This window comes from Ruegeria sp. AM7 (genome assembly GCF_056535965.1).
In genome coordinates this window covers 3069799-3095718 of the sequence record NZ_JBQFJE010000003.1, presented here as the reverse complement: position 1 = coordinate 3095718, position 25920 = coordinate 3069799, and the positions used below count along the sequence as shown (strand labels likewise).

25 protein-coding genes are annotated in these 25920 nt (G+C 58.0%); 16 read left to right on the top strand and 9 right to left on the bottom strand.

Annotated features, from left to right (window positions below; genetic code table 11):
* Positions 1-21 precede the first annotated feature (21 nt).
* Both ACR3EG_RS19425 and secA read right to left on the bottom strand, forming a co-directional pair.
* A complete protein-coding gene (locus tag ACR3EG_RS19425; RefSeq protein ID WP_480498169.1) occupies positions 22-942 on the bottom strand; it encodes a hypothetical protein in 921 nt (306 codons plus the stop codon).
* Between the two features lie 99 nt (positions 943-1041).
* Positions 1042-3759, bottom strand: a complete 2718-nt coding sequence (gene secA, locus ACR3EG_RS19420; RefSeq protein WP_480498171.1) for a preprotein translocase subunit SecA — start codon at positions 3757-3759, stop codon at positions 1042-1044.
* 176 nt (positions 3760-3935) lie between these two features.
* Here secA and ACR3EG_RS19415 point away from each other — a divergent pair, with 176 nt between their 5' ends.
* The 15 genes from ACR3EG_RS19415 to ACR3EG_RS19345 all read left to right on the top strand — a co-directional run bounded on the left by ACR3EG_RS19415 (position 3936) and on the right by ACR3EG_RS19345 (position 18570).
* Complete coding sequence (locus ACR3EG_RS19415; RefSeq protein ID WP_480498173.1) at positions 3936-4784, top strand: peptidylprolyl isomerase; 849 nt, start codon at positions 3936-3938, stop codon at positions 4782-4784.
* A gap of 5 nt (positions 4785-4789) precedes the next feature.
* On the top strand, positions 4790-6016 hold the full coding sequence (gene argJ / locus ACR3EG_RS19410; protein WP_480498175.1) for a bifunctional glutamate N-acetyltransferase/amino-acid acetyltransferase ArgJ: 1227 nt from the start codon (positions 4790-4792) through the stop codon (positions 6014-6016).
* Between the two features lie 55 nt (positions 6017-6071).
* Complete coding sequence (locus tag ACR3EG_RS19405) at positions 6072-6470, top strand: (deoxy)nucleoside triphosphate pyrophosphohydrolase (protein WP_480498177.1); 399 nt, start codon at positions 6072-6074, stop codon at positions 6468-6470.
* 37 nt (positions 6471-6507) lie between these two features.
* Entirely contained in the window at positions 6508-6888 is a 381-nt protein-coding gene (locus ACR3EG_RS19400) for a hypothetical protein (RefSeq protein WP_480947502.1), read from the top strand.
* A gap of 245 nt (positions 6889-7133) precedes the next feature.
* Positions 7134-9077: an AMP-binding protein gene (locus ACR3EG_RS19395; RefSeq protein WP_480498220.1), complete on the top strand. Its 1944-nt coding sequence runs from the start codon at positions 7134-7136 to the stop codon at positions 9075-9077.
* Positions 9078-9155: 78 nt separating this feature from the next.
* Entirely contained in the window at positions 9156-9974 is an 819-nt protein-coding gene (locus tag ACR3EG_RS19390) for an ABC transporter ATP-binding protein (RefSeq protein ID WP_170771453.1), read from the top strand.
* The gene (locus tag ACR3EG_RS19385; RefSeq protein WP_480498181.1) at positions 9967-10533 is read left to right on the top strand and encodes a hypothetical protein; all 567 of its coding nucleotides are present in this window, start codon (positions 9967-9969) and stop codon (positions 10531-10533) included. Before ACR3EG_RS19390 ends, ACR3EG_RS19385 begins: the two co-directional genes overlap by 8 nt.
* Complete coding sequence (locus ACR3EG_RS19380; RefSeq protein ID WP_480498183.1) at positions 10533-11519, top strand: branched-chain amino acid ABC transporter permease; 987 nt, start codon at positions 10533-10535, stop codon at positions 11517-11519. The genes ACR3EG_RS19385 and ACR3EG_RS19380 overlap by 1 nt, the downstream gene beginning before the upstream one ends.
* Before the next feature lie 3 nt (positions 11520-11522).
* A complete protein-coding gene (locus tag ACR3EG_RS19375) occupies positions 11523-11780 on the top strand; it encodes a hypothetical protein (protein WP_170355673.1) in 258 nt (85 codons plus the stop codon).
* A gap of 3 nt (positions 11781-11783) precedes the next feature.
* Entirely contained in the window at positions 11784-12860 is a 1077-nt protein-coding gene (locus ACR3EG_RS19370; RefSeq protein ID WP_480498185.1) for a branched-chain amino acid ABC transporter permease, read from the top strand.
* A 75-nt stretch (positions 12861-12935) separates the two neighbouring features.
* Positions 12936-14216: an ABC transporter substrate-binding protein gene (locus ACR3EG_RS19365; protein ID WP_480498187.1), complete on the top strand. Its 1281-nt coding sequence runs from the start codon at positions 12936-12938 to the stop codon at positions 14214-14216.
* A gap of 73 nt (positions 14217-14289) precedes the next feature.
* On the top strand, positions 14290-15123 hold the full coding sequence (locus ACR3EG_RS19360; protein ID WP_480498188.1) for an ABC transporter ATP-binding protein: 834 nt from the start codon (positions 14290-14292) through the stop codon (positions 15121-15123).
* Between the two features lie 19 nt (positions 15124-15142).
* Positions 15143-16360, top strand: coding sequence for a phenylacetate--CoA ligase family protein (locus ACR3EG_RS19355; RefSeq protein ID WP_209195879.1), 1218 nt, complete (start codon positions 15143-15145; stop codon positions 16358-16360).
* 119 nt (positions 16361-16479) lie between these two features.
* Entirely contained in the window at positions 16480-18147 is a 1668-nt protein-coding gene (locus tag ACR3EG_RS19350; RefSeq protein WP_480498190.1) for an ABC transporter permease, read from the top strand.
* Positions 18148-18219: 72 nt separating this feature from the next.
* Positions 18220-18570 carry a DUF2794 domain-containing protein gene (locus ACR3EG_RS19345; RefSeq protein ID WP_209195876.1) on the top strand — a complete coding sequence of 117 codons (351 nt, stop codon included), beginning with the start codon at positions 18220-18222 and terminating at the stop codon, positions 18568-18570.
* Here ACR3EG_RS19345 and ACR3EG_RS19340 read toward each other — a convergent pair.
* From ACR3EG_RS19340 to ACR3EG_RS19330, 3 genes are all read right to left on the bottom strand, one after another.
* The gene (locus ACR3EG_RS19340) at positions 18567-19304 is read right to left on the bottom strand and encodes a C40 family peptidase (RefSeq protein WP_480498192.1); all 738 of its coding nucleotides are present in this window, start codon (positions 19302-19304) and stop codon (positions 18567-18569) included. The genes ACR3EG_RS19345 and ACR3EG_RS19340 overlap by 4 nt on opposite strands.
* Entirely contained in the window at positions 19301-20683 is a 1383-nt protein-coding gene (locus ACR3EG_RS19335; RefSeq protein ID WP_480498194.1) for a leucyl aminopeptidase family protein, read from the bottom strand. Before ACR3EG_RS19335 ends, ACR3EG_RS19340 begins: the two co-directional genes overlap by 4 nt.
* A gap of 63 nt (positions 20684-20746) precedes the next feature.
* A complete protein-coding gene (locus tag ACR3EG_RS19330; protein WP_414478922.1) occupies positions 20747-21127 on the bottom strand; it encodes a hypothetical protein in 381 nt (126 codons plus the stop codon).
* A gap of 153 nt (positions 21128-21280) precedes the next feature.
* Here ACR3EG_RS19330 and ACR3EG_RS19325 point away from each other — a divergent pair, with 153 nt between their 5' ends.
* On the top strand, positions 21281-21931 hold the full coding sequence (locus ACR3EG_RS19325) for a carbonic anhydrase (RefSeq protein ID WP_170355681.1): 651 nt from the start codon (positions 21281-21283) through the stop codon (positions 21929-21931).
* A gap of 63 nt (positions 21932-21994) precedes the next feature.
* On the opposite strand, the gene ACR3EG_RS19320 is transcribed toward ACR3EG_RS19325, so the two are convergent.
* The 4 genes from ACR3EG_RS19320 to ACR3EG_RS19305 all read right to left on the bottom strand — a co-directional run bounded on the left by ACR3EG_RS19320 (position 21995) and on the right by ACR3EG_RS19305 (position 25902).
* Positions 21995-23344, bottom strand: coding sequence for a DUF4139 domain-containing protein (locus ACR3EG_RS19320; protein ID WP_480498196.1), 1350 nt, complete (start codon positions 23342-23344; stop codon positions 21995-21997).
* Positions 23302-23601 carry a DUF4140 domain-containing protein gene (locus tag ACR3EG_RS19315; protein ID WP_480501858.1) on the bottom strand — a complete coding sequence of 100 codons (300 nt, stop codon included), beginning with the start codon at positions 23599-23601 and terminating at the stop codon, positions 23302-23304. The genes ACR3EG_RS19320 and ACR3EG_RS19315 overlap by 43 nt, the downstream gene beginning before the upstream one ends.
* A gap of 132 nt (positions 23602-23733) precedes the next feature.
* Positions 23734-24756: an aspartate-semialdehyde dehydrogenase gene (locus ACR3EG_RS19310; protein WP_480498200.1), complete on the bottom strand. Its 1023-nt coding sequence runs from the start codon at positions 24754-24756 to the stop codon at positions 23734-23736.
* A gap of 111 nt (positions 24757-24867) precedes the next feature.
* On the bottom strand, positions 24868-25902 hold the full coding sequence (locus ACR3EG_RS19305; protein WP_480498202.1) for a glycosyltransferase family 4 protein: 1035 nt from the start codon (positions 25900-25902) through the stop codon (positions 24868-24870).
* Positions 25903-25920: the final 18 nt, after the last annotated feature.

The window sequence follows — 25920 nt, the reverse complement described above, 5'->3', positions numbered from 1 at the left end:
AAGCCCGAGCCTGCCTGCGTTTTATTTGGCCGCGATTGTCAGGTCTTCGAGCAGATTATTCAACACCAGAAACTCGCCAGACTGGCCGCAATCAGGCAGAGTCAGCGACAAATCGCGTGACCGCAGACGACGGTCGCCGCGTAACTCCAGCGATTGCAGGGCCAGTTCCTGACCGCAATTCTCGGCGGTCACTTCGGCCTCGACGGACAGGGCAATCGAACCGGATTGGGCAGATTGGCCAGCCGGGTAGGAATACACCTGAATGTTTTTGGCATCGCCTATCCCGGTGTGTCCCAGATGTACGACTTTGCCGATTCCCTGGGTTTCAGGATCGGCTGAGACATGCCCCTTGCCGCCATAGCTGGCACCGAATTCCAGAGCATGAATCTGAAGATCGGTCTGCCCGGTCCATTGTAGGGCGACCCGGTTGTAATGCGCGATTTCTGGAATATGAGTCGTGGCAACCGTTCCTTGTTGATCCTCTGTCGAGATCAGAAAGATCGCGTATTCCGACAAGGCTGGAACAGTTAGGTCTGTCTTGCCGTTCTTGTCAGTCTTTTGGGTGACAGTCAGACCCCTGTGGTGGACATCGATGCGCGAATTGCTGTGGCAGGGGGCAATGACGCTTAGATGTGCGGCGGCACCGGGAACGGCAACTGCGCGTGCGCTGATGGCACAATCGCTGTTGTCCACGATCGATTGCGCGGTCGTGACCACGTGTCGTTGAGAGTGCGGTTCGCTGGCGTCATTACCGGAAGGAGCCGAGGAGGTCAGAACGATATGCTCAAGCCCGGTTATCCCGACACTCTGATACGAGGCCGAGTTTGCAGCGACCTGCGTGCCTTGCGGCTGCGCAGGTGTTCCATTCTGCATTAAGTATCCGATGGCGAGGGCGCATGCGACTGTTCCCCCGGTGGTCACGTAGTTCTTGATTACAAACAAAACACCCTCCCCAGTTGAAGGAGCGAGTCGGATGTTTAAGCCGAAACACGGCCAATATGTGGCCGTGGCGCGGACTCATTGTGACTGAACCCGGTTAAATCAGGTCAGTCTGCCGTGGCAGTGTTTGAACTTTTTACCCGATCCGCAGGGGCAGCGGTCATTGCGCGATGGGTTACCCCACGTGTTGGGATCGTTTTCATCAAACCCGGGGAGCGGATCGCCTGAGGCTTCGGCCTCGGCCACTGCTTCGGCCTGTTCGGTTGCTTGGTCGACAGCTTGCTGAGCCTGCGCCTGTTGCGCCTGCATCTGAGCCAGCATCTCGCGCTGTTCTTCTTCGGTCAGTGGGCGCACGCGTGACAATTGTTGCGTAACGGTTTCGCGAAGACTATCCAACATGCTTTCGAACAGCTGGAAGCTCTCGTTCTTGTATTCGTTCAGCGGATCACGCTGGGCATAGCCCCGGAACCCAACGACCGAGCGCAGATGTTCCAGTGTCAGCAGATGCTCGCGCCATTTGCCGTCGATGGTGTTCAGCAGAACCTGCTTTTCGATGTTGCGCATGTTTTCGGGGCCAAAGGCGGCGGCCTTTTGCGCCATCATCTCATCGGCGGCGTTAACCAGACGCTCGCGCACCTGTTCGTCGTCCACGCCTTCCTCGGCGGCCCAATCCTGAACCGGCGCGTCGATGGTCAACTTGTCCTTGATCGCCTCGTGCAAGCCATCCGTGTCCCACTGATCGGCATAGGTTTTGGGCGGCATGTATTCGTCGATCAGGTCGTCGATCACCTGCTCGCGCATGTCCGAGACGATCTCGGAAAGGTCGTCCGCAGACATGATCTCGCGTCGTTGGCTGAACACCACTTTCCGTTGGTCGTTCATCACGTCGTCAAACTTCAAGACGTTCTTGCGCATGTCAAAGTTGCGACCTTCGACCTTGGATTGCGCGCGCTCCAGCGATTTGTTGACCCAGGGATGGACGATCGCCTCACCCTCTTTCATGCCCAGTGTGGTCAGAACCTTGTCCAACCGCTCCGAGCCGAAAATCCGCATCAGATCGTCTTCGAGGCTTAGGTAGAACACGGTGCGGCCAGGATCGCCCTGACGGCCCGAGCGTCCGCGCAGCTGGTTGTCGATGCGGCGGCTTTCGTGGCGCTCAGATGCCATCACGTAAAGACCACCGGCGGCCAGAACCTTTTCCTTCTCAGTGGCGTGGTTCGCTTCTTCGGCGGTGCGCAACTCGGCTGGGTCGGCCTCGGGGTTTTCGGCCAGTGCTTTCAGCACCTTCATTTCAACATTGCCGCCCAACTGGATGTCGGTTCCGCGACCGGCCATGTTGGTGGCGATGGTCACTGCACCCAGACGGCCCGCATCGGCGACGATCTGCGCCTCTTGTTCATGCTGGCGAGCGTTCAGAACGTTATGTTCGATGCCTTCTTTCTGTAGCATCTGGCTGAGCAGTTCGGATTTCTCGATCGAGGTGGTGCCCAGAAGAACCGGTTGCCCCTTCTCCTGCGCCTCTTTCGTCTGCTCGATCATGGCGCCGTATTTTTCCATCGCGGTGCGATAGACCTGATCATCCTCGTCCAGACGGGCAATCGGCTTGTTGGTCGGCACTTCGACCACGCCCAGACCATAGATTTCTTGGAATTCTTCGGCCTCGGTCAGGGCGGTGCCGGTCATGCCGCCCAGTTTGTCATACAGGCGGAAATAGTTCTGGAAGGTCACGCTGGCCAGCGTCACGTTCTCGGGCTGAATCGGAACGCCTTCCTTGGCTTCGATAGCCTGATGCAGACCCTCGGACAGGCGGCGGCCGGCCATCATACGGCCGGTAAACTCGTCGATCAGGACAACGTTGTTGTCACGAACAATATAATCCTTGTCGCGCTGAAACAGCTTATGCGCGCGCAGACCCTGGTTCACATGGTGCACCACGGTCGTGCTTTCGGGATCATAAAGCGAATGGCCTTCGGGGATCAGCCCGTTGGCGATCAGTTGCTGTTCCAGAAACTCATTGCCCTCATCGGTGAAGGTCACGTTTCGCGATTTTTCGTCCAGCGTGAAATGATCATCGGCCAGCGAAGGGATCAGCGCGTCAATCGCGGTATACAGATCGGATCGGTCCTGAGACGGCCCTGAGATAATCAGCGGTGTCCGCGCTTCGTCGATCAGGATCGAGTCGACCTCGTCCACAATCGCGAAGTTGTGGTATTTCTGGTAGATCTCGGCAAGGTCCGATTTCATGTTGTCGCGCAGATAGTCAAAGCCCAACTCATTGTTGGTGGCATAGGTGATATCGCACCCATAAGCGGCTTTTTTCTCGGCGTCAGGTTGCCCCGACCAGATCACGCCGGTTGTCATGCCAACCGCGGCGAACACCTTGCCCATCCATTCCGAGTCGCGCTTGGCCAGGTATTCGTTCACCGTGACCACATGCACGCCCTTGCCGGTCAGTGCGTTCAGATAGGCTGGGAAAGTGGCGACCAGGGTTTTGCCCTCACCCGTCTTCATTTCCGAGATATTGCCTTGATGCAGGAAGGTGCCGCCCATCAGCTGCACGTCAAACGCCCGCAGACCCAGCGCGCGCTTCGCGCCCTCGCGCACATTGGCAAAGGCTTCGGGCAGCAAATCGTCCAGGCTTTCACCGTCCAGCGCGCGTTTGCGCAGTTCGGCGGTCTTTTCGATCAGACCTTCATCGGTGAGCTTTTCGAACTCGGGCTCCAGTGCGTTGATCTTTTCGATCAGGGGGCGGGTCGCCTTGATCTTGCGGTCGTTCGGTGTTCCGAACACCTTTTTGGCGAGCGTTCCGAGTCCCAGCATGTTCACTCCAGCGGATCTGTTCTTGTCTTGGTTGCGACAGGCTTGCCCACCTTGCGCGCAACCCATAGATACGGGGGGTGAAAGGCGGCCCTGTCCAAGGCTTCAAAGCGATGTAAGCGGCAGGTTCCACAGTGTCAACGCTGCGCCCCGTCGTGGCAAAGAAATAGGATGAATCCATGCCCAAAGGCCTCACTTTTCTGCCATCGCTGGCTCTGACTGCCGTGCTGGCCCTGCCGCTGGCCGCCGAAACCAAGCCTGACGCCAGTACCGTGGTCGCCCGCGTGAACGGAGATGAGATCACTTTGGGTCACGTTATCGCCACTGTCGCGACCCTTCCGGCGAATTATCAGCAGATTGAAGATGACGTCTTGTACGACTTCATCATCGAACAGTTGATCCAGCAGCAGCTATTGGGTCAGCAACAGGACGAGCTGACCAAGCTGAACGCATTGGCGCTGGCGAATGAAACCCGCTCGTTGCTGGCCGTTCAGACTGTGAACGCTTTGATCGGCGATCTGGTCACCGACGAGGCGATTCAGTCCGCCTATGATGCGCGGTTCGCCGAGTTCGAAGGTGAAGATGAGTTCAACGCCAGCCATATACTTGTCGAAACCGAAGAAGAAGCCAACGAGATCAAGTCGCAACTGGATGACGGTGCGGATTTCGCGGAACTCGCCAAAGAAAAATCGACCGGTCCCTCTGGCCCGAATGGGGGCGAGCTGGGTTGGTTCGGAAAAGGGCGGATGGTTCCGGAATTCGAGACAGCCGTCGTAGGATTGGACAAAGAACAAGTTTCTGATCCGGTGCAGACTCAGTTCGGTTGGCACGTGATCATCCTGAACGACAAACGCAAAACCGAGGCACCCGAGTTGGACGCTGTGCGGGAAGAACTGGCTCAGACCTTGCAGAACGAAGCGATTCAGGCCCGCATTGATGAGCTGACGCAAAGCGCTCAGATCGACCGCCCGGAAATCGAGGGCGTGGCCCCCGGTATCGTTCGTCAGCTGGACCTGATTCAGGAGTAAACCCGGTGGCCACGATTACCAAAGTGTCCCCGCTGGCTCCGGCGGCATTTCCCGACCTGCCCGCGATTGACGGCGTGCGCTTTGCCACCGTTGAGGCTGGCGTGCGCTACCAGGGGCGCACCGATGTGATGCTGGCGGTGCTGGACCCCGGCACCTCGGTGGCGGGGGTATTTACCCGCTCGGCCACCCGTGCCGCGCCGGTGCTGGATTGTCAGGACAAGATCGGCGGGCCCAGCGATGGCCCGGCGGCCATTCTCGTGAACTCGGGCAATGCCAATGCGTTCACCGGGCATTACGGTCAGACCTCGGTGGCCGAGGTGACGCAGGCCGTGTCCAAAGCCACCGGCGTCGCGGTCGAGCGGGTCTTTACCTCGTCTACCGGCGTGATTGGCGAACCGCTGCCGCACGACCGCATCGTATCGCAGCTTGAGACGCTTAAGGCCGGTCTCAGCCGTCACGCCATTGAAGATGCCGCGCGGGCGATCATGACGACCGATACCTTCCCCAAGGGGGCCTCGGCACAAGTCGAGATTGATGGTAAAACAGTCTCTATTACTGGGATTGCCAAGGGTTCCGGTATGATCGCACCGGATATGGCGACGATGCTGGTTTACATTTTCACCGATGCGCAGGTCGACCAATCGGCGCTGCAGTCCATGCTGGGCGCGCAGACGGAACGCACCTTCAACTGCATCACGGTGGATAGCGATACCTCGACCTCGGACACGCTGCTGCTGTGCGCCACAGGGGCCTCGGGCGTAGATGCCACAGGCAACGCAGGTTTCGCGCAGGCGCTTGAAACGGTGATGCTGGACCTTGCGCAGCAGGTGGTGCGCGACGGGGAAGGTGCGACGAAATTCGTAGAAATTCGTGTGACCGGAGCGGTTTCGGATGCAGATGCCAAGGTGCATGGGCTGGCGATTGCCAACTCACCGCTGGTGAAAACGGCGATTGCGGGTGAAGACCCCAATTGGGGTCGTATGGTCATGGCCATCGGCAAATCCGGAGCCGCCGCCGACCGCGACCTGCTGAGCATCTCTTTCGGTGACATTCTGGTGGCTGAAAAAGGCTGGGTCAGCCCCGATTACCGCGAGGAGGACGCCGCCGCCTATATGAAAGGCCAGAACCTTGTGATCGCCGTCGATCTGGGGCTGGGTAAGGGCGCGTCCACCGTCTGGACCTGTGATCTGACCCACGGCTATATCGAGATAAACGCGGATTATCGCTCGTGAAACCGAAGCAATTCCAGCAAAAGTGGAGCCCGGTTTTGCGTCCGGGATTGCGACCATGAAAACTGTTCTGGTATCCGCCGTTGCCCTGATCGACGTCGAAGGCCGGGTGCTGTTGGCGCAGCGCCCCGAGGGCAAATCCATGGCCGGACTGTGGGAATTCCCCGGCGGCAAGGTCGAACCCGGCGAAACCCCCGAGGTCGCCCTGATCCGCGAGTTGGAGGAAGAACTGGGCATCAACACCTGGGCCTCGTGCCTTGCGCCATTGACCTTTGCCAGCCACAGCTATGACGACTTTCACTTGCTGATGCCGCTCTTTGCCTGCCGCAAGTGGGAGGGCATCCCGCAGTCCAAGGAAGATCAGGCGCTGAAATGGGTGCGCGCGAATGAACTGCGGAATTATCCGATGCCTGCGGCAGACGTGCCGTTGATCCCGATTTTACGGGATTGGTTGTAAATAGATTTGCTATCAAACGTTTTTCGAGTTGGAAGGTTTGGCTGACGTGTCTGCGATTATCTATTTTCTTTTGATTGTCGTCTTGGTTGGGATGTTTGCGACATTCTATTGTTTCATCAAATTTCTGGCGTCATTTGCAAGTTTGATATCAGCAACGAACCATGCCGCCGCCGAGAGACCTGTGGATCAAGTTCTGACAGGTGGATTCTTTTCGCTGCTTCGGGTTTTGCTCTACCGACGTAACAACAGTGCGCGCAGCACGCTCCTAAAAAACACCGTATTTTTCTTTGGATCGTTCGGGTTGACGATGGGGGCAGGATTTCTATTGAATCAACTGAATGCTGAGCATTGCGTGATCCCAATGACAACAACATCTGCGAGTGGCGAAGTGACTACACTATGTGGTCCTTCGAAATAGAGCTCTGTTAGATAGGCTTCGATCGGATTTTGACTGAAATTTCGCGCATCCAAAGCCAAGTGGCCCCTGTTACAATTCGTAAGAATTGAGAAAACATCAGGCAAAACTTGACGCTGATCATTCTCATGTCTCTTAATCGGGGCATTGGCGTTCGGGCATGACCCGGACCCGCCAGTTCCGGCCCGGGGAGGGGTCGGATGGGGAGGAGAAAAAGATTGGCTCAGACGCAGTCGGGCGCGGAGGGGATGATATCTCTTCCGGCGCTTTTACATCGCAATGTGACGCAGTTCGGGGATGCCCCGGCCTATCGGGAGAAGGAATTCGGGATCTGGCAATGCTGGTCCTGGGCCGAAACCGCCGCCGAGGTGCGCAAGCTGGCGTTGGGATTTCTGGAGATCGGCGTTGAGAAGGGCGACCACATCGCCGTCATAGGCCGCAACCGCCCGGCGCATTACTGGTCGATGGTGGCCGCGCAGATGGTTGGGGCGGTGCCGGTGCCGCTCTATCAGGACTCGGTCGCGGAAGAGATGGCCTATGTTCTGGAACATTGCGGTGCAAAATACGTCGTCTGCGGCGATCAGGAGCAGGTCGACAAGGTCATCGAGATTCAGCAGGGGCTGCATCAGGTCAAGCATATCCTCTACACCGACAAGCGCGGGATGCGGAAATACGACCACTCCCAGATGAACGCACTGGACGACATCATGGCCGAAGGCGGCGCCGGTCACGCGCGGTTCGACGCGGAACTGGACAAACGTGTCGCGGCGCTGACCTATGACGATACCTGCGTGATGCTCTATACCTCGGGCACGACGGGCAAGCCCAAGGGTGTGGTTCTGTCGAACCGCAACGTTATCGAAAGCGCCAAGAACTCGGCTGAGTTCGATCATCTGACCCGCAACGAAGATATTCTGTCTTACCTTCCGATGGCGTGGGTCGGCGATTTCATCTTCTCGATCGGTCAGGCCTATTGGTGCGGGTTCTGCGTGAACTGCCCAGAAAGCGCCGACACGATGATGACCGACCTGCGCGAGATCGGGCCGACCTATTTCTTTGCCCCGCCGCGCGTGTTCGAGACGCAGCTGACCAATGTGATGATCCGGATGGAGGATGCGGGCAAACTGAAGAAGCGCATGTTCCGTCACTTCATGGATCACGCCAAGAAAGTCGGCGGCCTGCTGCTGGACGGAAAGCCGGTCGGGTTTGGCGACAAGGTGAAATACGCGCTGGGCAACATGCTGGTTTATGGTCCGCTGAAGGATACGCTGGGTTATGGCCGGTTCCGCGTCGGCTATACGGCGGGTGAGGCGATCGGGCCTGAGATTTTTGATTTCTACCGCTCGTTGGGCATCAACCTGAAACAGCTTTACGGCCAGACCGAGGCAACCGTTTTCATCACCGTGCAGCCTGACGGCGAGGTGCGCGCGGATACGGTTGGTGTGCCCGCGCCGGATGTTGAGTTGAAGATCGACGACAAGGGCGAGATTCACTATCGCTCGCCGGGTGTGTTTGTCGAGTATTACAATAACCCCGCCTCGACTGCCTCGACCAAGGATGCCGAGGGTTGGGTGGCTACAGGTGATGCCGGGTTCATTGAGGAAGGGTCCGGCCATCTGCGGATCATCGACCGTGCCAAGGACGTGGGCAAAATGGCCGACGGTTCGATGTTTGCGCCGAAATATGTCGAGAACAAGCTGAAATTCTATCCCGACATTCTTGAGGTCGTGCTGTTTGGCAACGGCAAGGATCGCTGCGTGGCCTTCATCAATATCGACCTGACGGCGGTTGGAAACTGGGCTGAGCGCAACAATGTGGCTTATGGGTCCTATCAGGAACTGACCAGTCATCCCCGTGTGTTAGAGACGATCAAGTCGCATGTGGAAGAGGTCAACAAGTCGGTTGCGGCAGATGAGATGCTGTCGGGCTGCCAAGTGCATCGCTTTGTGGTCCTGCACAAAGAGCTGGATGCGGATGATGGTGAAATGACCCGGACCCGAAAGGTGCGGCGCGGGTTTGTGGAAGAGAAATTCCACGACATTATTGATGCGCTTTATGACGGATCGTCCAGCGTTTCGACTACGACCGAAGTGACCTATGAGGACGGGCGCAAGGGGTCGATCTCGGCCACGCTGGAGATCGTCGACGCGCCGGTTGTTGCTGCGACCTCGCACAAGGTGGCGGCGGAATGAGGGCCGTTCGAGCGCCGCTCGACCTTGCGGTCATCGCCCCGCCCGCCGTCCCGTTTTTTGCAGCTCAGGGAGGATCTGATGCTGGATAGTTCCGAAGGATATGTCACCGAAGACGGCCGCAAGATCGGTGGCGTGGTGATGGAGATGAAGAACATCACCCTGCGCTTTGGCGGTGTGGTGGCGATCAAGGATATCTCGTTCGACATTCGTGAGGGTGAAATCCGGGCCATTATCGGACCGAACGGTGCGGGTAAATCCTCGATGCTGAACGTGATCTCGGGGTTCTATGTGCCGCAGGAAGGTGAGGTTTGGTTTCATGGTTCAAAACGCCCGCAGATGCGGCCCTTTGAGGTGGCGCAGCAGGGCATCGCGCGGACGTTCCAGAACATTGCTCTGTTCGAGGGCATGAGCGTTTTGGACAATGTGATGACCGGGCGTTTGGGTTTCATGAAGACCAACATTTTCCAGCAGGCCTGGTGGAAGGGCAAAGCCGAGGCGGAAGAGACGGAAAACCGCGAGGCCGTCGAGAAGATCATCGATTTCTTGGAAATCCAGCACATCCGCAAGACGCCTGTGTCCCGCCTGCCGTACGGGCTGAAGAAACGGGTCGAACTGGCACGCGCGCTGGCGGCAGAACCCAAGTTGCTGCTGCTGGATGAGCCGATGGCGGGCATGAACGTTGAAGAAAAAGAGGACATGAGCCGCTTTATCCTGGACGTGAATGACGAGTTTGGCACCACGATTGCGCTGATCGAACACGACATGGGCGTTGTGATGGACCTGAGCGACCGCGTGGTTGTGATGGACTATGGCCGCAAGATCGGTGACGGCACACCCGATGAGGTGCGCAACAATCAAGAGGTCATCGACGCCTATCTGGGGGTGAGCCATGATTAGAGTTTTTGTGCTGGCGTTTACCTTTCTGTTTGCGTGTACCTTTCAGGTTTTAGCAAGCGTAGAAAAAGCGTCGTACAATCTGTTCAGTACCCAATGTGTGACCCCGCTTACAAATGGAACTGACCCAGATGTATCCCAGTTTTATGGGTGGTCAGACGAAGAAGTTCTGCGACTGTCCGCTCAGACTGGATTACGACCTGAAGGCTTTCAATTTTGGACGCCGAATGGAACCGAAGATATCTTGGTGTGGTCCGAGACAGACCCGGTTTGTCAGGTTCTTCATTTTGGCTTTCAGTCCAGTTCGGCTGAGGAAATTTGGGCTATGTTCAGTGCCGATACGAGCTTTCGGACCCAGCCGTTTATTTCATCCGATGTTTCCAGTGAAGGATTGGCGATCAGTGGATTTGCCTCAAAGAAAGCGTCCGGGAATCGGTTCGTTCAAGTAACGGTTATGTTCCGTGACTTTAAGCAGCCCGGTGCGACCTTAGTGATGCTCACAGCAGTCAATGTCGGGCCATCGCCTGCATCTTGTGACCTGTTTCCCGAGGAGTGCGAATAATGCCTGAACAACTCGTATTTGCGATGGAGGTCATCCTGAATGGCCTGATGGCCGGGGTCCTATATGCTTTGGTCGCGCTGGGCTTTGTGCTGATCTACAAGGCTTCGGGGATTTTTAACTATGCCCAAGGGGTTATGGCACTGTTTGCCGCGATGACTCTGGTGGGGATCATGAAAGGTCAGGTACCGTTTGCGCATCTGATCAATGCCACCTTTGGCACACATATCCACTATTTTGGATGGAACGTGCCTGCGCTGCTGGCGATTATTCTGACCATGGCGGTGATGGTTTTGCTGGCCTGGGCGGTGCAGCGCTTTGTGATGCGCCATCTGGTGGGGCAGGAGCCGATCATTCTGTTCATGGCAACGATCGGCCTGGCTTATCTGCTGGAAGGCGTAGCCGATCTGATGTGGGGGTCTGAAATCAAGACGCTGGATGTGGGCCTGCCGCAGGGCATCAACCTGTGGATTGATGAGAGCACGTTCAACATCTTTGGCTACGGCTTCTTCATCGACAATCTGGACATTGTTGCAACCGTGATCGCGGCGCTTCTGGTGGCCGCGCTGGTGGCGTTCAGCCAGTACACCAAACAGGGCCGGGCGATGCGCGCGGTAGCTGATGATCATCAGGCTGCGCTGTCGGTCGGGATCTCGTTGAACTTCATCTGGGTGATGGTCTGGTCAGTGGCCGGTTTTGTGGCCCTTGTCGCGGGCATCATGTGGGGCACGAAATCGGGCGTTCAGTTCTCGCTGAGCCTGATCGCGCTCAAGGCGCTGCCGGTTCTGATGTTGGGCGGCTTCACCTCGATCCCCGGCGCCATCGTTGGCGGCCTGATCATTGGTGTGGGCGAAAAACTGTTTGAGTTTGCCATCGGTCCGATGGTGGGCGGGGCGACCGAGAACTGGTTTGCCTATGTACTGGCGCTGATCTTCCTGGTTTTCCGGCCGCAGGGTCTGTTCGGCGAAAAGATCATCGAGAGGGTGTAGGGCATGACCAAACTTATCGCCATCACCAATGTCATTGCCTGGGCCGGGTTCTGGGCGTTTGGATATATCGCTCTGACATCGGACGACCTGTCGGACGGGCAAGTGACAATCGCAGCTATTCTGGCTTTTGCCGGTCTGGTCATGGGTGTTCTGGCCTATTTGAAACTTGTGCGCGCGTCCGAAGCGAGCGGCTACGCCAAGGGATCGAACCAACTGGATGCTGCGGCCCGGAACCGGGCGCAGGAACAATGGGGAAAGTAAGACATGTTCTATCGTGAAGCAGGGGACTTCAAAGTCTCTTACGTGGATGACAGCCAGACCTTCCCGATCAAGTTCGACCGGTATCGGTACTATGTGGTGCTGGCGGTGGCATTTGGGATCATCCCGTTTATCATCAACGACTATTGGGCGAACGCTTTGCTTTTGCCTTTCCTGATCTACGCGATTGCAGCGATCGGGTTGAATATCCTTGTGGGTTATTGCGGTCAGGTCTCTTTGGGGACAGGCGGATTCATGGCTGTGGGGGCCTATGCTTGCTATAAGCTGATGACGGCCTTCCCTGATGTCAGCATGTTCGTCCATGTTATCCTTGCAGGTGGCATTACCGCGCTGGTGGGTGTTTTGTTTGGTTTGCCAAGCCTTAGGATCAAGGGCTTCTATCTGGCCGTGGCAACACTGGCGGCGCAGTTCTTTCTGGTGTGGTTGTTCAACCGGGTTCCGTGGTTTTACAACTATTCGGCCTCGGGGCAGATCAACGCGCCTGAACGGGAAGTATTTGGTATCATCATCACCGGACCGAACGCTCCGGCCTGGGCCACCTATCTGTTCTGCCTGATCTTCCTGACGCTGTGCGCCGTTTTGGCCCGCAACCTGACGCGCGGTACGACCGGGCGAAAATGGATGGCGATCCGCGATATGGACATCGCTGCCGAGATCATCGGCGTGAACCCCCTGCGGGCGAAGTTGACGGCCTTTGCCGTCAGTTCGTTCTTTGTGGGCGTCTCGGGTGCGCTGTTCTTTGCGGTCTATCTGGGTGCGGTCGAGGTCGGCGAAGTGTTTGGCATCCAGAAATCGTTCCTGGTGCTGTTCATGATCATTATCGGTGGGCTGGGCTCGATCTTCGGGTCTTTCGCGGGGGCTGCGTTCCTTGTTCTGCTGCCAGTCGTGCTGAAGGTCGTCGGTGCGGACATGCTGGGTTGGCCCACCGATATCGTGGCGCATTTGAATCTCGTCATCGTGGGCGGACTGATCATCATGTTCCTGATCCTCGAACCACATGGTCTGGCGCAACTGTGGCGCGTGGCGAAAGAAAAACTGAGACTCTGGCCATTCCCGCACTAGCGGGTCGGCCCAATCACATAACGGGTGGTACACGCCCGAGCTCACCATCGGACAAACCAAGGGAGGAGACACCCGATGAAATTGAAACTGGCAACCATGGCGCTGGGCGCTGTAATGGCGGCAGGTCCGGTTATGGCCGACCTCGTCTTTCCGTCGCTTAGCTATCGTACGGGGCCATATGCGGCGGGCGGTATCCCGTTTGCGGATGGCTATGCCGACTATTTCACACTGCTGAATGAACGCGATGGCGGGATCGGAGGAGTTCCGACCAAGGTGATCGAATGCGAAACCGGCTATAACACTGAAAAAGGTGTGGAATGCTATGAATCGACCAAGGGCGAAGGCTCGTTGGTGTATCAGCCGCTTTCGACCGGCATTACCTATCAGCTGATCCCCAAGACCACCGCAGATGGCATTCCGATGCACACGATGGGTTATGGGCGTACTTCGGCCAAGAACGGTGACGTGTTCAGCCATACCTTCAACTATCCTGCGAACTACTGGGATGGTGCCTCGGGTGCGATCAACTATCTGTTGGAGTCGAACAACGGCGACCTAAGTGGTAAGAAAATCGCGCTGGTCTATCACAACTCAGCCTACGGCAAGGAGCCGATCCGCACACTCGAAGAGCTGTCGGCAAAGCATGGCTTTGAGCTCGTTGCGCTGCCCGTTGATCACCCAGGTCAGGAGCAGAAATCCCAATGGCTGCAAATTCGCCGCGATCGTCCCGACTTCGTCCTGATGTGGGGCTGGGGTGTGATGAACCAAGTCGCAGTTCAGGAAGCTGCCAACATCCGCTACCCGATGGAAAACTTCATCGGTATCTGGTGGTCGGGTTCCGAGAATGACGTGCTGCCTGCGGGTGAAGCCGCCAACGGCTACAAGGCACTGACCTTCCACAACGTGGGCACCGATTTCCCGGTCTTTGACGACCTGCAGAAATATGTGGTCGACGCCGGTAAGGCTGCCGGTGCGGGCGATCAGGTAGGTACGGTTCTGTATAACCGCGGTCTCTATGCCGCTATGTTGGCCGCCGAAGCCGCCAAGAAAGCGCAGGAAATCCACGGCACCGACGACATCACCCCTGCGATGATGCGCGATGGTATGGAAGCGCTGGAAATCACCGAAGCCAAGATGACCGAGCTGGGTCTGCCCAACTTTGGTCCAGCCTTCTCGGTCTCGTGCGAAAACCACGGCGGGGACGCTTTGGTTGGCGTGACCCAATGGGATGCGGCCAGCAAGACCTGGAGCTTGATTTCAGAGTTCAAGGCCACCGATGGCGACGTGATCGGCCCGCTGATCAACGAAGACTCGAGCGCTTATGCGACCGAGAACAAAATCGACGGACGTTGCTGATCCGATCTTCTGAAAAACGGGGTGGCGCATTGACGCCGCCCCGACCCCAACACAAGCCTGAGGACACGCACTGATGCTGGATGCGGCTCAAAACACCGAAGTGCAGGCTGAAACCCTGCTTGAGGTCAACAATATCGAGGTGATCTACAACCACGTGATCCTCGTTTTGAAGGGCGTCAGCCTGACCGTGCCCAAGGGCGGGATAACCGCTTTGCTGGGTGGCAATGGGGCGGGGAAGACGACAACGCTCAAGGCGGTGTCGAACCTGCTGCATTCGGAACGGGGCGAAGTCACGAAAGGGACGATCAAGTATCGCGGGACCAGCGTGCATGAAAGCGATCCAGCTGATCTTGTGGAAAAGGGCGTCATCCAGGTGATGGAAGGCCGCCATTGTTTCGAACACCTCACGGTCGAGGAAAACCTGCTGACCGGGGCCTACACCCGCAAGGATGGCAGCGCCGCGATCCAGCAAGACCTTGAGCTGGTCTATACCTATTTCCCCCGCCTCAAGGAACGCCGCCGGTCGCAGGCGGGCTATACCTCGGGCGGTGAGCAACAGATGGTTGCGATGGGGCGCGCGCTGATGTCGCGGCCCGAGACGATCCTGTTGGACGAACCCTCGATGGGTCTGGCCCCGCAGCTGGTCGAAGAGATTTTCGGCATCGTGAAGGACCTGAACGAGAAAGAGGGCGTGTCTTTCCTGCTGGCCGAACAGAACACCAACGTGGCGCTGCGGTTTGCGCATTACGGCTACATCTTGGAATCGGGTCGTGTGGTGATGGATGGCCCGGCGGCGGAGCTGCGCGAAAACCCGGACGTGAAGGAATTCTACCTCGGTATGTCTGATGAGGGCCGCAAGAGCTTCCGCGATGTGCGGTCCTATCGCCGCCGCAAGAGGTGGCTGTAAGCGGATGGAGGATCTGGCGATGACCTATTTCGACGCACTCGAAACCCGATCAGCCGATAAACGCGCAGCGGATCAGTCCGAAGCGCTGCAAAAACAACTTGTGCGGGCTCTGTCTGCGCCGGGTTTCCAAACGCATCTGGCGGATGTGGAGACAGATGGTGTCGCATCGGTTGAGGACTTGCCCAAACTACCGGTTCTGCGCAAATCAGACTTGGCGCAGGCACAGGCTGCACGTCCTCCGTTTGGAGGGTTCACCGTCAAACCCGCACGGCATTTCCACCATGTGTTTCAATCTCCGGGCCCGATCTACGAACCGGGCAGCACCGATCCCGACTGGTGGCGCATGGGACGATTCCTGCACGCTGCTGGTGTGGGGCCGGGCGATATCGTGCAGAATTGCTTTGGCTATCACCTGACGCCCGCGGGCATGATCTTTGAAAGCGGCGCGCGCGCGGTTGGGGCGGCTGTTTTGCCCGCAGGCACCGGCCAGACCGAACTGCAAGTGACTGCTGCCCGCGATGTGGGCTGCACCGCCTATGCCGGGACGCCGGACTACCTGAAGGTCATACTGGACAAGGCGGATGAGATGGGCGTCCAGCTTCATTTCACGACCGCCGTTGTAGGGGGCGGGGCCTTGTTTCCGTCACTGCGGCAGGAATACGCGGATCGCGGGATCTCGTGCCTGCAATGCTATGCCACTGCCGATCTGGGTAACATCGCCTACGAAAGCCCCGCTATGGAGGGGATGATCATCGACGAACATGTCATTGTTGAGATCGTGACCCCCGGCACCGGCACCCCGGTGGCAGAGGGTGAAGTGGGTGAGGTCGTTGTGACCTCATTGAACCCCGACTATCCGCTGATCCGTTTCGCGACAGGCGATCTATCGGCGATCATGCCCGGCCAGTCATCTTGCGGACGCACCAATGCACGGATCAAGGGCTGGATGGGCCGCGCTGATCAGACCACCAAGATCAAGGGTATGTTTGTGCGCCCCGAACAGGTGGCCGCGCTGGTCGATAAACATGCCGAGATCGTCAAAGCCCGCGTCATTGCCGCCCGCCAGGGTGAGATGGATATGATGACCGTTCAGATCGAAAGCCCCGGTGGTGATGACATGGCCTATGCCAAATCGGTTGTCGAGCTGCTGAAACTGAAAGGCGCGATCGAGGTCGTCGCGCCGGGATCACTGCCTAAGGACGGGCTGGTGATCGAGGATCAGCGCGTTTACGAATGACGCCAAGCAGGTCTGCGGCAGTATGTGCCGCAGATTTGTATCCCTGCCCACTGGTGTTTCCGACCGTTTTGGTCGATTAAAGACGAAACCTGCGCCTTAGCCAGTAAAAAGCCGGGATCATGGCCGACGTCGAATTCTCAGAACACGGAACGCGCAATCGCGGCGCGTTGGGCACCCGGTTGGTGGCGACCGTGGCCTGTCTGGTGGCGGCGGCCTGTCTGCTGCCTATGCTGGCCGTCGTTCTGGCGGCTGTGACGGGTGGGACGGACACGATCTCTCACCTAATGGAAACGGTCTTGCCAGGCTATGCGCTGACCACTGCGGTGCTGGTTGTTTTGGTGGCGATAGGGACGTTTTCCATTGGTGTCGGTGCGGCGTGGCTGGTGACGATGACCCGTTTTCCTGGTGTTCGGTTCCTGGAAATCGCGCTGGTGCTGCCGCTGGCCTTTCCGGCCTATGTTCTGGCCTATGCCTATACGTTCATTCTGGACCACCCCGGTATCGTCCAAACCACCCTGCGCGACATAACCGGCTGGGGTCCGCGTGATTACTGGTTCCCCGAGATCCGCTCGACCGAGGGTGCAGCGGCAATGCTGATCCTCGTGCTTTATCCTTATGTCTATCTGCTGGCCCGCGCGGCATTTCTGCAGCAAAGCGCCAGCGCCTTTCTGGCTGCGCGCGCGCTGGGCAAAAGCCCGTGGCTGGCTTTCTGGCACGTTTCGTTGCCAATGGCGCGCCCGGCGATTGCCGGGGGTGTATTGCTGGCCATCATGGAGACCATCGCCGATTTCGGCACCGTCGCCTATTTCGGCGTGCAGACCTTTGCCACCGGCATCTACACCAGCTGGTTTTCCATCGGAGATCGTGCTGCCGCCGCGCAACTGGCGTTGTGCCTTCTGGGTTTTGCACTGCTGATGGCCGTGGCTGAACGGATGCAACGCGGCAAGGCGAAGTATTATCAGGCGGGCAAAAGCCACGCATCGCTGCCCTCGGCCCAACTGAAAGGATGGCAGGCGGCGGCGGCGTTCACGCTGTGTATCATTCCGGTGTTGCTGGGGTTTCTGCTGCCTGTGTTCATCCTGGTTCAGATGGGGATGGAATCGGAACAAAACCTGCTGTCGCGGCGCTATATCGGCTTCATCCAGAACTCGCTGACCTTGGCGGGCACTGCCGCCGTGATCACCGTGTTTGCGGCGATTTGCGTGGGTTTCTTTCAACGCCTGCGTCCGGGTCGGAGTTCTGCCACGGCGGGCTATCTCGCACGGCTGGGCTATGCGGTGCCCGGAGGCGTGATAGCTGTGGGCCTAATGGTGCCCTTTGCAAGTTTCGACAATGCTCTGGACGCGTGGATGCGGCAAACATTCGATATCTCGACCGGCCTGCTGGTCACGGGGTCAATCTGGCTGCTGGTTGCGGCCTATATGGTTCGGTTTCTGGCCGCCGCGCTCAGCGCCTATGAGGGCGGTCAAAGCACAGTTCATGCTAATATGGACGCGGCCTCTCGGTCCTTGGGGCAAAGCCCGCTGGGCACGTTGCGCCGCGTGCACCTGCCGATTCTGACGCCATCGCTGCTGACCGCGCTGCTGATTGTGTTTGTGGACGTGATGAAAGAGCTGCCCGCGACTCTGATCATGCGCCCGTTCAACTTTGACACTCTGGCGGTGCAAGCCTATCGGTTGGCCTCGGACGAACGGCTTGAGGGGGCTGCGGTGCCGTCGCTGGTCATTCTGGCTGTGGGGCTGTTGCCGGTTATTCTGATCTGCCGGCAAGTGGGGCGCAGACGCTAGGTCGCTTCAAAATTACCACACCTTGCGTTGGGTGGGCTTGATTCAGACGCGTTTTCCGGCAAGGCTTGGGGTATGAACATGCAGCCTCCTAGCCGGTTCTCTGGTAACTCGGCCCAGATGCCCGTCGCCTTCAACCGCCACGAGATGTCGCATATCTTGTCCGTCTATGGCCGGATGGTCGCCGCCGGAGAGTGGCGGGACTACGGCATTTCCAACCTGCGCGACATGGCAGTGTTTTCCATCTTTCGCCGCACGGCTGAACATCCGATCTACCGGGTCGAAAAGCACCCGCGCCTGCGGCAAAAACAGGGGATGTATTCGGTGGTGGGCATGGATGGCCGTATCCTGAAGCGCGGCCATGATCTGCGCACCGTGCTACGGGTACTGGAACGCAAGCTGATCCGTTCGGTTGACCTTGATTAGAGCCTTTTATGGCTGGTCACTGGCCCGTCACCCTGATCCTTGATACGCGCGATCGCCTGCGTCATCGGCTCGAACGTCACATCCATGTGGAAGGCGTTGGCGTGTAGAAGCATATCCTCAGCGTAAACCCATGCAACATGGCCTTTCCAGAATAAAAGATCGCCACGCTGGGGCGGTGTACCGTCGGGCAGTGTTTTGCCAACTTCACGCTCTTGATCCCCGCTATCGCCTGGACAGGGCATTCCGCAGGCCAGCATTCCGGCCTGCACCAGGCCCGAGCAATCCAACCCAAACCGGCTGTTGCCACCCCATAAGTACGGTGTGCCCAAAAACAGTTCGGCCACGGCGACCGGATCGGTCAGGGTGACGCCGACAGGTTTGGCGTGAACAGCGGGAATAAACCCAAGACCAGTTTCCAGAAACCCATTTTTCTCGGAACTGGCGGCTATTTTGCTGCCGAAACTCAGCGACGCGGTATCCTGGCTTTTCATGTCCGGCTGCGCATAAATATGCGTCGCCGGGGCGGTAATCCAATGGGTGGCAGGAGCGTGCAGACCAAGCTGGTTCGAGCGGACCCAGCCACGGTATCCATCCTTGTCCGCTTTGATCTGCTTCCATCCATCTGCGGCATCGGTCACCGCGACAGTGTCCCCGTATAAAAGCTGTCGATCCCGAGGACCATCGGGCGCGCGCATCAAATCGACGACCGGTTTGATGATGCTATGTCGCGTCATAGTTTCAGCATCTCGGGCAAGGCGGCCAGCAGGGCGCGTGGACCTTGTCCCAAACCGCCTTTGCTGCGCCCCGGTTCCTTGCTGCGCTGCCACGAGAAGATATCGAAATGCATATAGCGGTTGTCACCCACAAAACGGCGCAGAAACAAAGCGGCGGTGATTGACCCGGCAAACCCACCAGCCGGCGCATTGTCCAGATCGGCGATGCCGGGTTCTATCATCCCTTCATACGGCTCGTGAAAGGGCATTCTCCAGACCGGATCGGCTGCTTGACGCGCGCCGCGGGCCAGGGCATCCGCAGCGCCATCATCATCGGTGTAAAACGGCGCTAGATCGGTGCCAACCGCAACGCGGGCTGCGCCGGTCAGTGTCGCCATCGAAATCAAAAGGTCCGGTTGCCCCTCATCCGCCAGCGTCAGCGCGTCTGCTAGAACAAGACGCCCTTCGGCATCGGTATTATTGATCTCGACCGTAAGGCCCTTGCGCGAGGTCAGGATATCGCCGGGTCGGAACGCGTTTCCGGCCACCGAATTCTCAACCGCTGGGATCAGGACACGCAGTTGCAACGGCAGGTTCAGCGCCATGATCATCCGCGCCAGACCCAGAACATTGGCCGCCCCGCCCATGTCCTTTTTCATCAATCCCATTGATGCACCGGGTTTAAGGTTCAACCCGCCGGTATCAAAGCAGACACCCTTACCGACCAGAGTCAGTTTCGGCCCCGCGTTACCCCAGTTCATCTCGATCAGACGAGGAGCCTGCGCGGCCGCACGACCCACAGTGTGGATCATGGGAAAATTCTGGCCCAACAGATCATCGCCCGCAATCACTGAACAGGATGCGCCGAATTCCTGCGCCAGCGCTTCAGAAGCGGCCTGCAACTGATCCGGCCCCATATCTGATGCAGGTGTGTTGACGAGATCGCGGATCAATGCCTCGGCCTTGGCAATAATCTCCAACCGGGTGGTATCCACGCCGTCCGGGGCGATAAGGCGGGCCTTGGCAGCGGATTGGCTGGCATAGCGGTCAAAACTATACCCTGTCAGCAACCATCCCAGACACTCGGTCTCAACCACGTCGTCTGGCAGGCCCGAAGCGATGTGATACGTGCCCTTGGTCAAAGCTTCGGCAGCGGCGGCCAGCGGGAACCGTTTGCGTGCGCGACCCGCAGGCTTGCCATAGCCCGCCAGCGCCATGGACGGCGCACCGTCTGCATTGGGAATCAACAGGGTTTGACCCAAACCAGCGGTAAAGCCGCTGTTTTCAACCCAAGCCCTCACAGCGTCCGACTGATCCGCCAGCCAGCTTTCGAGCTGGGGCTGCGCGATCACGTGCAATGGCAGGGACGGGTCAGAGGCGGAGGCAAAGGACAGGTTCATGGGGATCTCAACTGGTTCGGTTTGCGCCCAGCCTATCCGTCCACGATCCGTCCGCAAGCCCCGTCAGACCGAAAGATCCTGCTGGTCCCAAATAACGGTCAGCGATTTCTCACCCACGCGGATCAGGCGCGACAGTGTTGCGCCGGTGGCGACGGCATCGCCGACATCCACGTTATGCGCCACATCGCCCGCTACGCGCGCCAGTGCAGTCATGCCGACCTGTTCGGAAATCGCCACCAGGGAACGCGCACATTTGCGCAAGCTGGTCCAATCACGCCGCCGCCAGTAGCGTTCGCAATTCGACAAGCGCACGGCCAATTCCTCGACTGTGCGGCATAGCACGTCCAGTGCATTCTGATCACCCAGTTGCCCGCAAAGACCATTCAACTGGTCCGGATCCAGACGGACGGATTCCTTGTGTTCAAGTGTGACTATCTTTTCCACCACATTTACCCCAATTCTAAACGCCCCCACGGCGTGGATTGACTGTTGCGCGGAATTCCTTTGCAAAACCTTGCAGCGCACAGGGATAATGGCTCGAATTTTCGGCGAATTCAGGTTACAGCACTCGTCAGACACAAGACTAAGGACACAAAAATGGATCGCGCCAAACCTTTGCCGAACTATCTGGTCAAGCGATATCACGGCTGGAAAGCTACGACGTATTCGGAAAATCAGGTCTGGTACCGGCGTCTTGCCACCGAAGGACAGCGCCCACGCGCCATGGTCATTTCCTGCTGTGACAGTCGGGTGCACGTGACTTCGATTTTCGGGGCCGATCAGGGTGAATTTTTTATTCACCGAAATATCGCCAACCTGGTTCCACCCTATGCCCCGGACGGAGACCACCACGGCACCAGCGCAGCAATCGAATACGCTGTAACTGCGCTGAAAGTGGCGCATCTGATCGTTCTGGGTCATTCGCAATGTGGCGGTGTTCAGGGCTGTATCGACATGTGCAAGGGCCAGGCCCCGCAGCTTGAAGCGAAAGACAGCTTTGTGGGGCGTTGGATGGATATCCTAAAGCCGAAATACGATCTGGTAGCGGATATCGAGGACAGCACGGACCAGGCGCGCCAGTTTGAGCGCCACGCGGTTGTCGCCTCGCTGGAAAACCTGCTGACCTTCCCGTTCATTGCTTCGGCGGTCGAGGACGGATCACTGAGCCTGCACGGGCTGTGGACCGATATCGGAGAGGGCGGGCTGCAATGCTATGACCCGCATGAAAAGAAGTTCGTGGTTGTTTGACCATAAGTAAGTTCGCTGCGATCGGAAGGGCCGATCAGGCCCTTCTTGAAACGCAGTTACTCATCACCTCAGAACCATTCCTTCGGGCCAGCTGAGCTTGGTTTCGATCTCAACGGTTTCGGTTTGGCCGGGCGCAAGCTCCATTTCCCACGCCAGAATACCGCGCCGGTTGTCGACATTCTCGTCGGCCGGCTTGGGGGTCGCGGTCCATTCGATCTTAAGATCATCCTGTTCGGAATATGGAACACTGTCGAGCAACCGCAGGGGCCACGTCTCATCCGAGAGGTTTTCAACACGAATTTGCGCACGTTCGGCGCGTTCGTTCGAGCGTGCAATCAAACCGACATCACCACTGCGCCGACCCAGAACCTGCCGCCGCAAGGTGAGCGCATATAGGGGGCCAAATCCAAGCTCCACCTCTTCGCCGGGGCCGATATCAGGACTGGAGTCGACCGCGACCAGCACACCGTCGACCTGCCACCGGGCGTAGTCAGATGAAAACAGGTTTTGCGAATAAGGGTTCGTAAACCGCGCGGTCCGATAGGCTGTGGTATCCCGGCTGGGATTTGCCAGGGCAAACACCTCTGCAGGTTGGGACATGCTGTCCAGTTCCAGCACGGCGGCCCCATATCCGCTGGAAATCGAGATCGGCACAGGCAGTGTATAGGTCGTGCCTGTTCCTTGAATTGACGCGGCGCTCGGGGCCCAACTAGTCCCGGTTTCTTCGACAATAACCGGGGCCTCTACAACCGGTTCTTCCAGCGCTTTGGGTTTTTCACGGATAGAACGGCGTTTGGTCCGAAGCCATGACGCGGCGCTTTGATCGTTGGGCTGTAGTGTGGAAACGCTGAGGGTGATGTCGTTCCAGTCCTCGCCGGTCATTTGACCCACCAGAACGCTACGACTAATCTGTACCTCCGGGACACTTCCGGTCTTCAGATCAAATACATAAGCCGGCTGCCAAGTTGCGGTTTCATAACTGAGATATGACAGCGATAATGTTCCTTTTGTATCTACTTCGGCGTCAACATCGACGGCGATAAAGATACGTTCATTCGTTTCGGGCAAAAGGGCGGCCAGATCAGCGCGGGCTGCGTCCAACTCGGTCTCAAGCTCGGTCAGTTGGGTTTCTGTTTCGCGGGCCTCAAGCTCTGCCGCCAGCGCAGTGTTTTCGGCCTCAAGGGTTTCACTTCCAACCATGCGGGCAATGTTGCGCAGGTTTTCGGGATCCGATCCGGCCAAACCTACGTTACGCCCCAGATTGGACAGGAACGTAATCGTATGATCGGCAGCTTGGGCTTTCAATCGGGCGGTTTCGGCCTGATCTTGTACCGATTGAATTCGCGTTTCTATGTCTTTGATGCGGTCTTCTACCTGTTTGACGGCGTCGCCGACATAGTCACGCCAGGGCACGTCTTCGAAACGTGAAATAAAGGCCGTTTGGGTAACCCATCGGCGCGAAACTGCATGGTCGCGATTTGGTGGCCCACGTCATCGCCTAACGGAGTGCCTAACAGGATCAGACGATGAGTGCCCGCCGGAACGTCGAACTCAGCTGTTCGGGTGATCAGGGCGCTGTCCGGGTAAACGGTCACGGCGCTGACATCCGTATCAAAGGTAAAGGTTTCGGCGGACAGAATGGTCGGCACAAGGGCCAACAAATAGAACACTGGCTTCATAATCACTCGCGGAAATAAAAATGCAAACTACCGTATTGGTTGCAATTGAACCGCAATATATCAAGTCAAAATAAAAAGAGCCGCCCAAAAGGCGGCCCTTGGTACCGGTTCAAGTAAGCGAATTCAGCCCTTTTTCAGAACCTCACGGCCCAGCAGTTCGGCGATCTGCACCGCGTTCAGCGCTGCGCCCTTGCGCAGGTTGTCGCTGACGCACCACAGGTTCAGACCGTTTTCGATGGTCGAATCCTGACGGATGCGGCTGATGAAGGTCGCGAAATCGCCCGCGCATTCGATGGGCGAGACGTAGCCACCGGCCTCGCGCTTGTCGATCACCATGATGCCCGGTGCTTCACGCAGGATATCGCGGGCTTCGTCTTCGTCCAGGAATTCCTCGAATTCGATATTCACGGCCTCGGAATGGCCGACGAATACGGGAACGCGGACGCAGGTGGCTGTGACCTTGATCGACGGGTCGACGATCTTTTTGGTCTCGACCACCATCTTCCATTCTTCCTTGGTCGAGCCGTCTTCCATGAAGACGTCGATCTGCGGGATGACGTTGAAGGCGATCTGCTTCTGGAACTTCTTGGGTTCCACTTCGGTTGTGGGGTTGTAGACCGCTTTGGTCTGATCCCACAGCTCATCCATGCCCTCTTTGCCCGCGCCCGAGACCGACTGATAGGTCGAGACGACAACGCGCTTGATCTTGGCGCGGTCGTGCAGCGGCTTCAGAGCGACAACCATTTGCGCGGTCGAGCAGTTGGGGTTGGCGATGATGTTCTTGTTTTTATAGTCGTGGATCGCCTGCGGGTTACATTCCGGCACGATCAGCGGAATGTCGGGGTCGTAGCGATAGAGCGACGAGTTGTCGATCACCACACAACCAGCCGCAGCCGCCTTGGGCGCGTAGACTTTGGTTGCGTCCGAGCCGATGGCAAACAGCGCCATGTCCCAGCCGGTGAAATCGAAGGTGTCGATGTCCTGGGTAGTCAGTGTCTTGTCGCCAAAGCTTACTTCGGTGCCCAACGAACGACGGCTTGCCAGCACGGCAAGTTCATCGACGGGGAACTGGCGTTCTGCCAGAATGTTCAGCATTTCGCGGCCCACGTTACCCGTGGCGCCGGCGACAACGACGCGATAGCCCATTTCATGTCTCCAAAGTTAAGGACGCGCGTTCATAGCTGCGTTGCGGCAAAGAAAAAAGGGTTTTCGGGTCAGATTTCACCCGATGACACCGATTTGACGCGGCGCATCGCCTCAGGTGTCGGTCAAAAGCCGTTCGTAGAGGGCGACAAGGGTCTTTGCTTCGCCGTTGATGTCGAAATTCTGCTCGACATGGGTACGGGCGGCGCGGCCGGATTGCGCTAGGGAATCGCGGTTTTCCAGCATCCGGGCTGCGGCATCGGCCAAGGCCGGGAAATTGCCTGGCTCCACCACATGGCCCAATGACGGGTCGGTAACGATTTCAGAGAACGCGCCAACGTCGGTGGCCACGACGGGCACGCCGCAGGCCATCGCCTCTAGCGGTGTGAGGCCGAAGCCTTCCCACCGCTGGGGTGCGATGAAGAGGTCCAGAACCTGATACCATTCGGCGATCTGGTCGACTGTAACCTCGGGCATGAAGAGGATGCGGTCGGACAGGCCCGCCACCGCGACCTTGTCATTCAATTCGGACAGAAAGGTGGTGTGTTGTTCCGTGGCGCGGCCCATGACGATGCCATGCACATCGTCAAAGCGGCCACATAGGTCGATCATTGCATCCACAAAGGCGTCAGTACCCTTCTGGTGGCGGATGCGGCCATAGCAGCCCAGCAGGAGGCCATCAGGCAGGCCCAACCGGGCGCGAACGGCCGTTTTATCCTCGGGCGGAGTAAAATCCTGCAGGTTGATACCATGCATGATCACCTGTGCATCCCGATCCAGATACCCGGCGGTTTTGCGCGAGGTGGCGACTACGGCGTCCATCTTGTCGATCAGCCATTTGGTATAGCCCGTATGCGCCCGCTGCGACGCGCTGGTGAACAGCAGTTTCAGCCGCAACCGCAGGATGTTGCGCAGGAACAGACCCAACAGCATCTCGGTATTGCGGCGGGCGTGCCAGACGCGCAGGGTTTTGCGCGACAGAAAGGGCAGGCGGCCAAGCGGGATATGCGGGATATCGGCAGGCAGGCCCGGACCAGTGGCTGCAATGTCGATCCATTGCACCTGCAACGGCACCAACCGCGCAATCGTTGCCGTCACGCCCGAAAGCCTGCGTTTGAGATTGGGGGCAATGACGCGCGGGTCAGACATGGGCTCTCCTGACGGGGT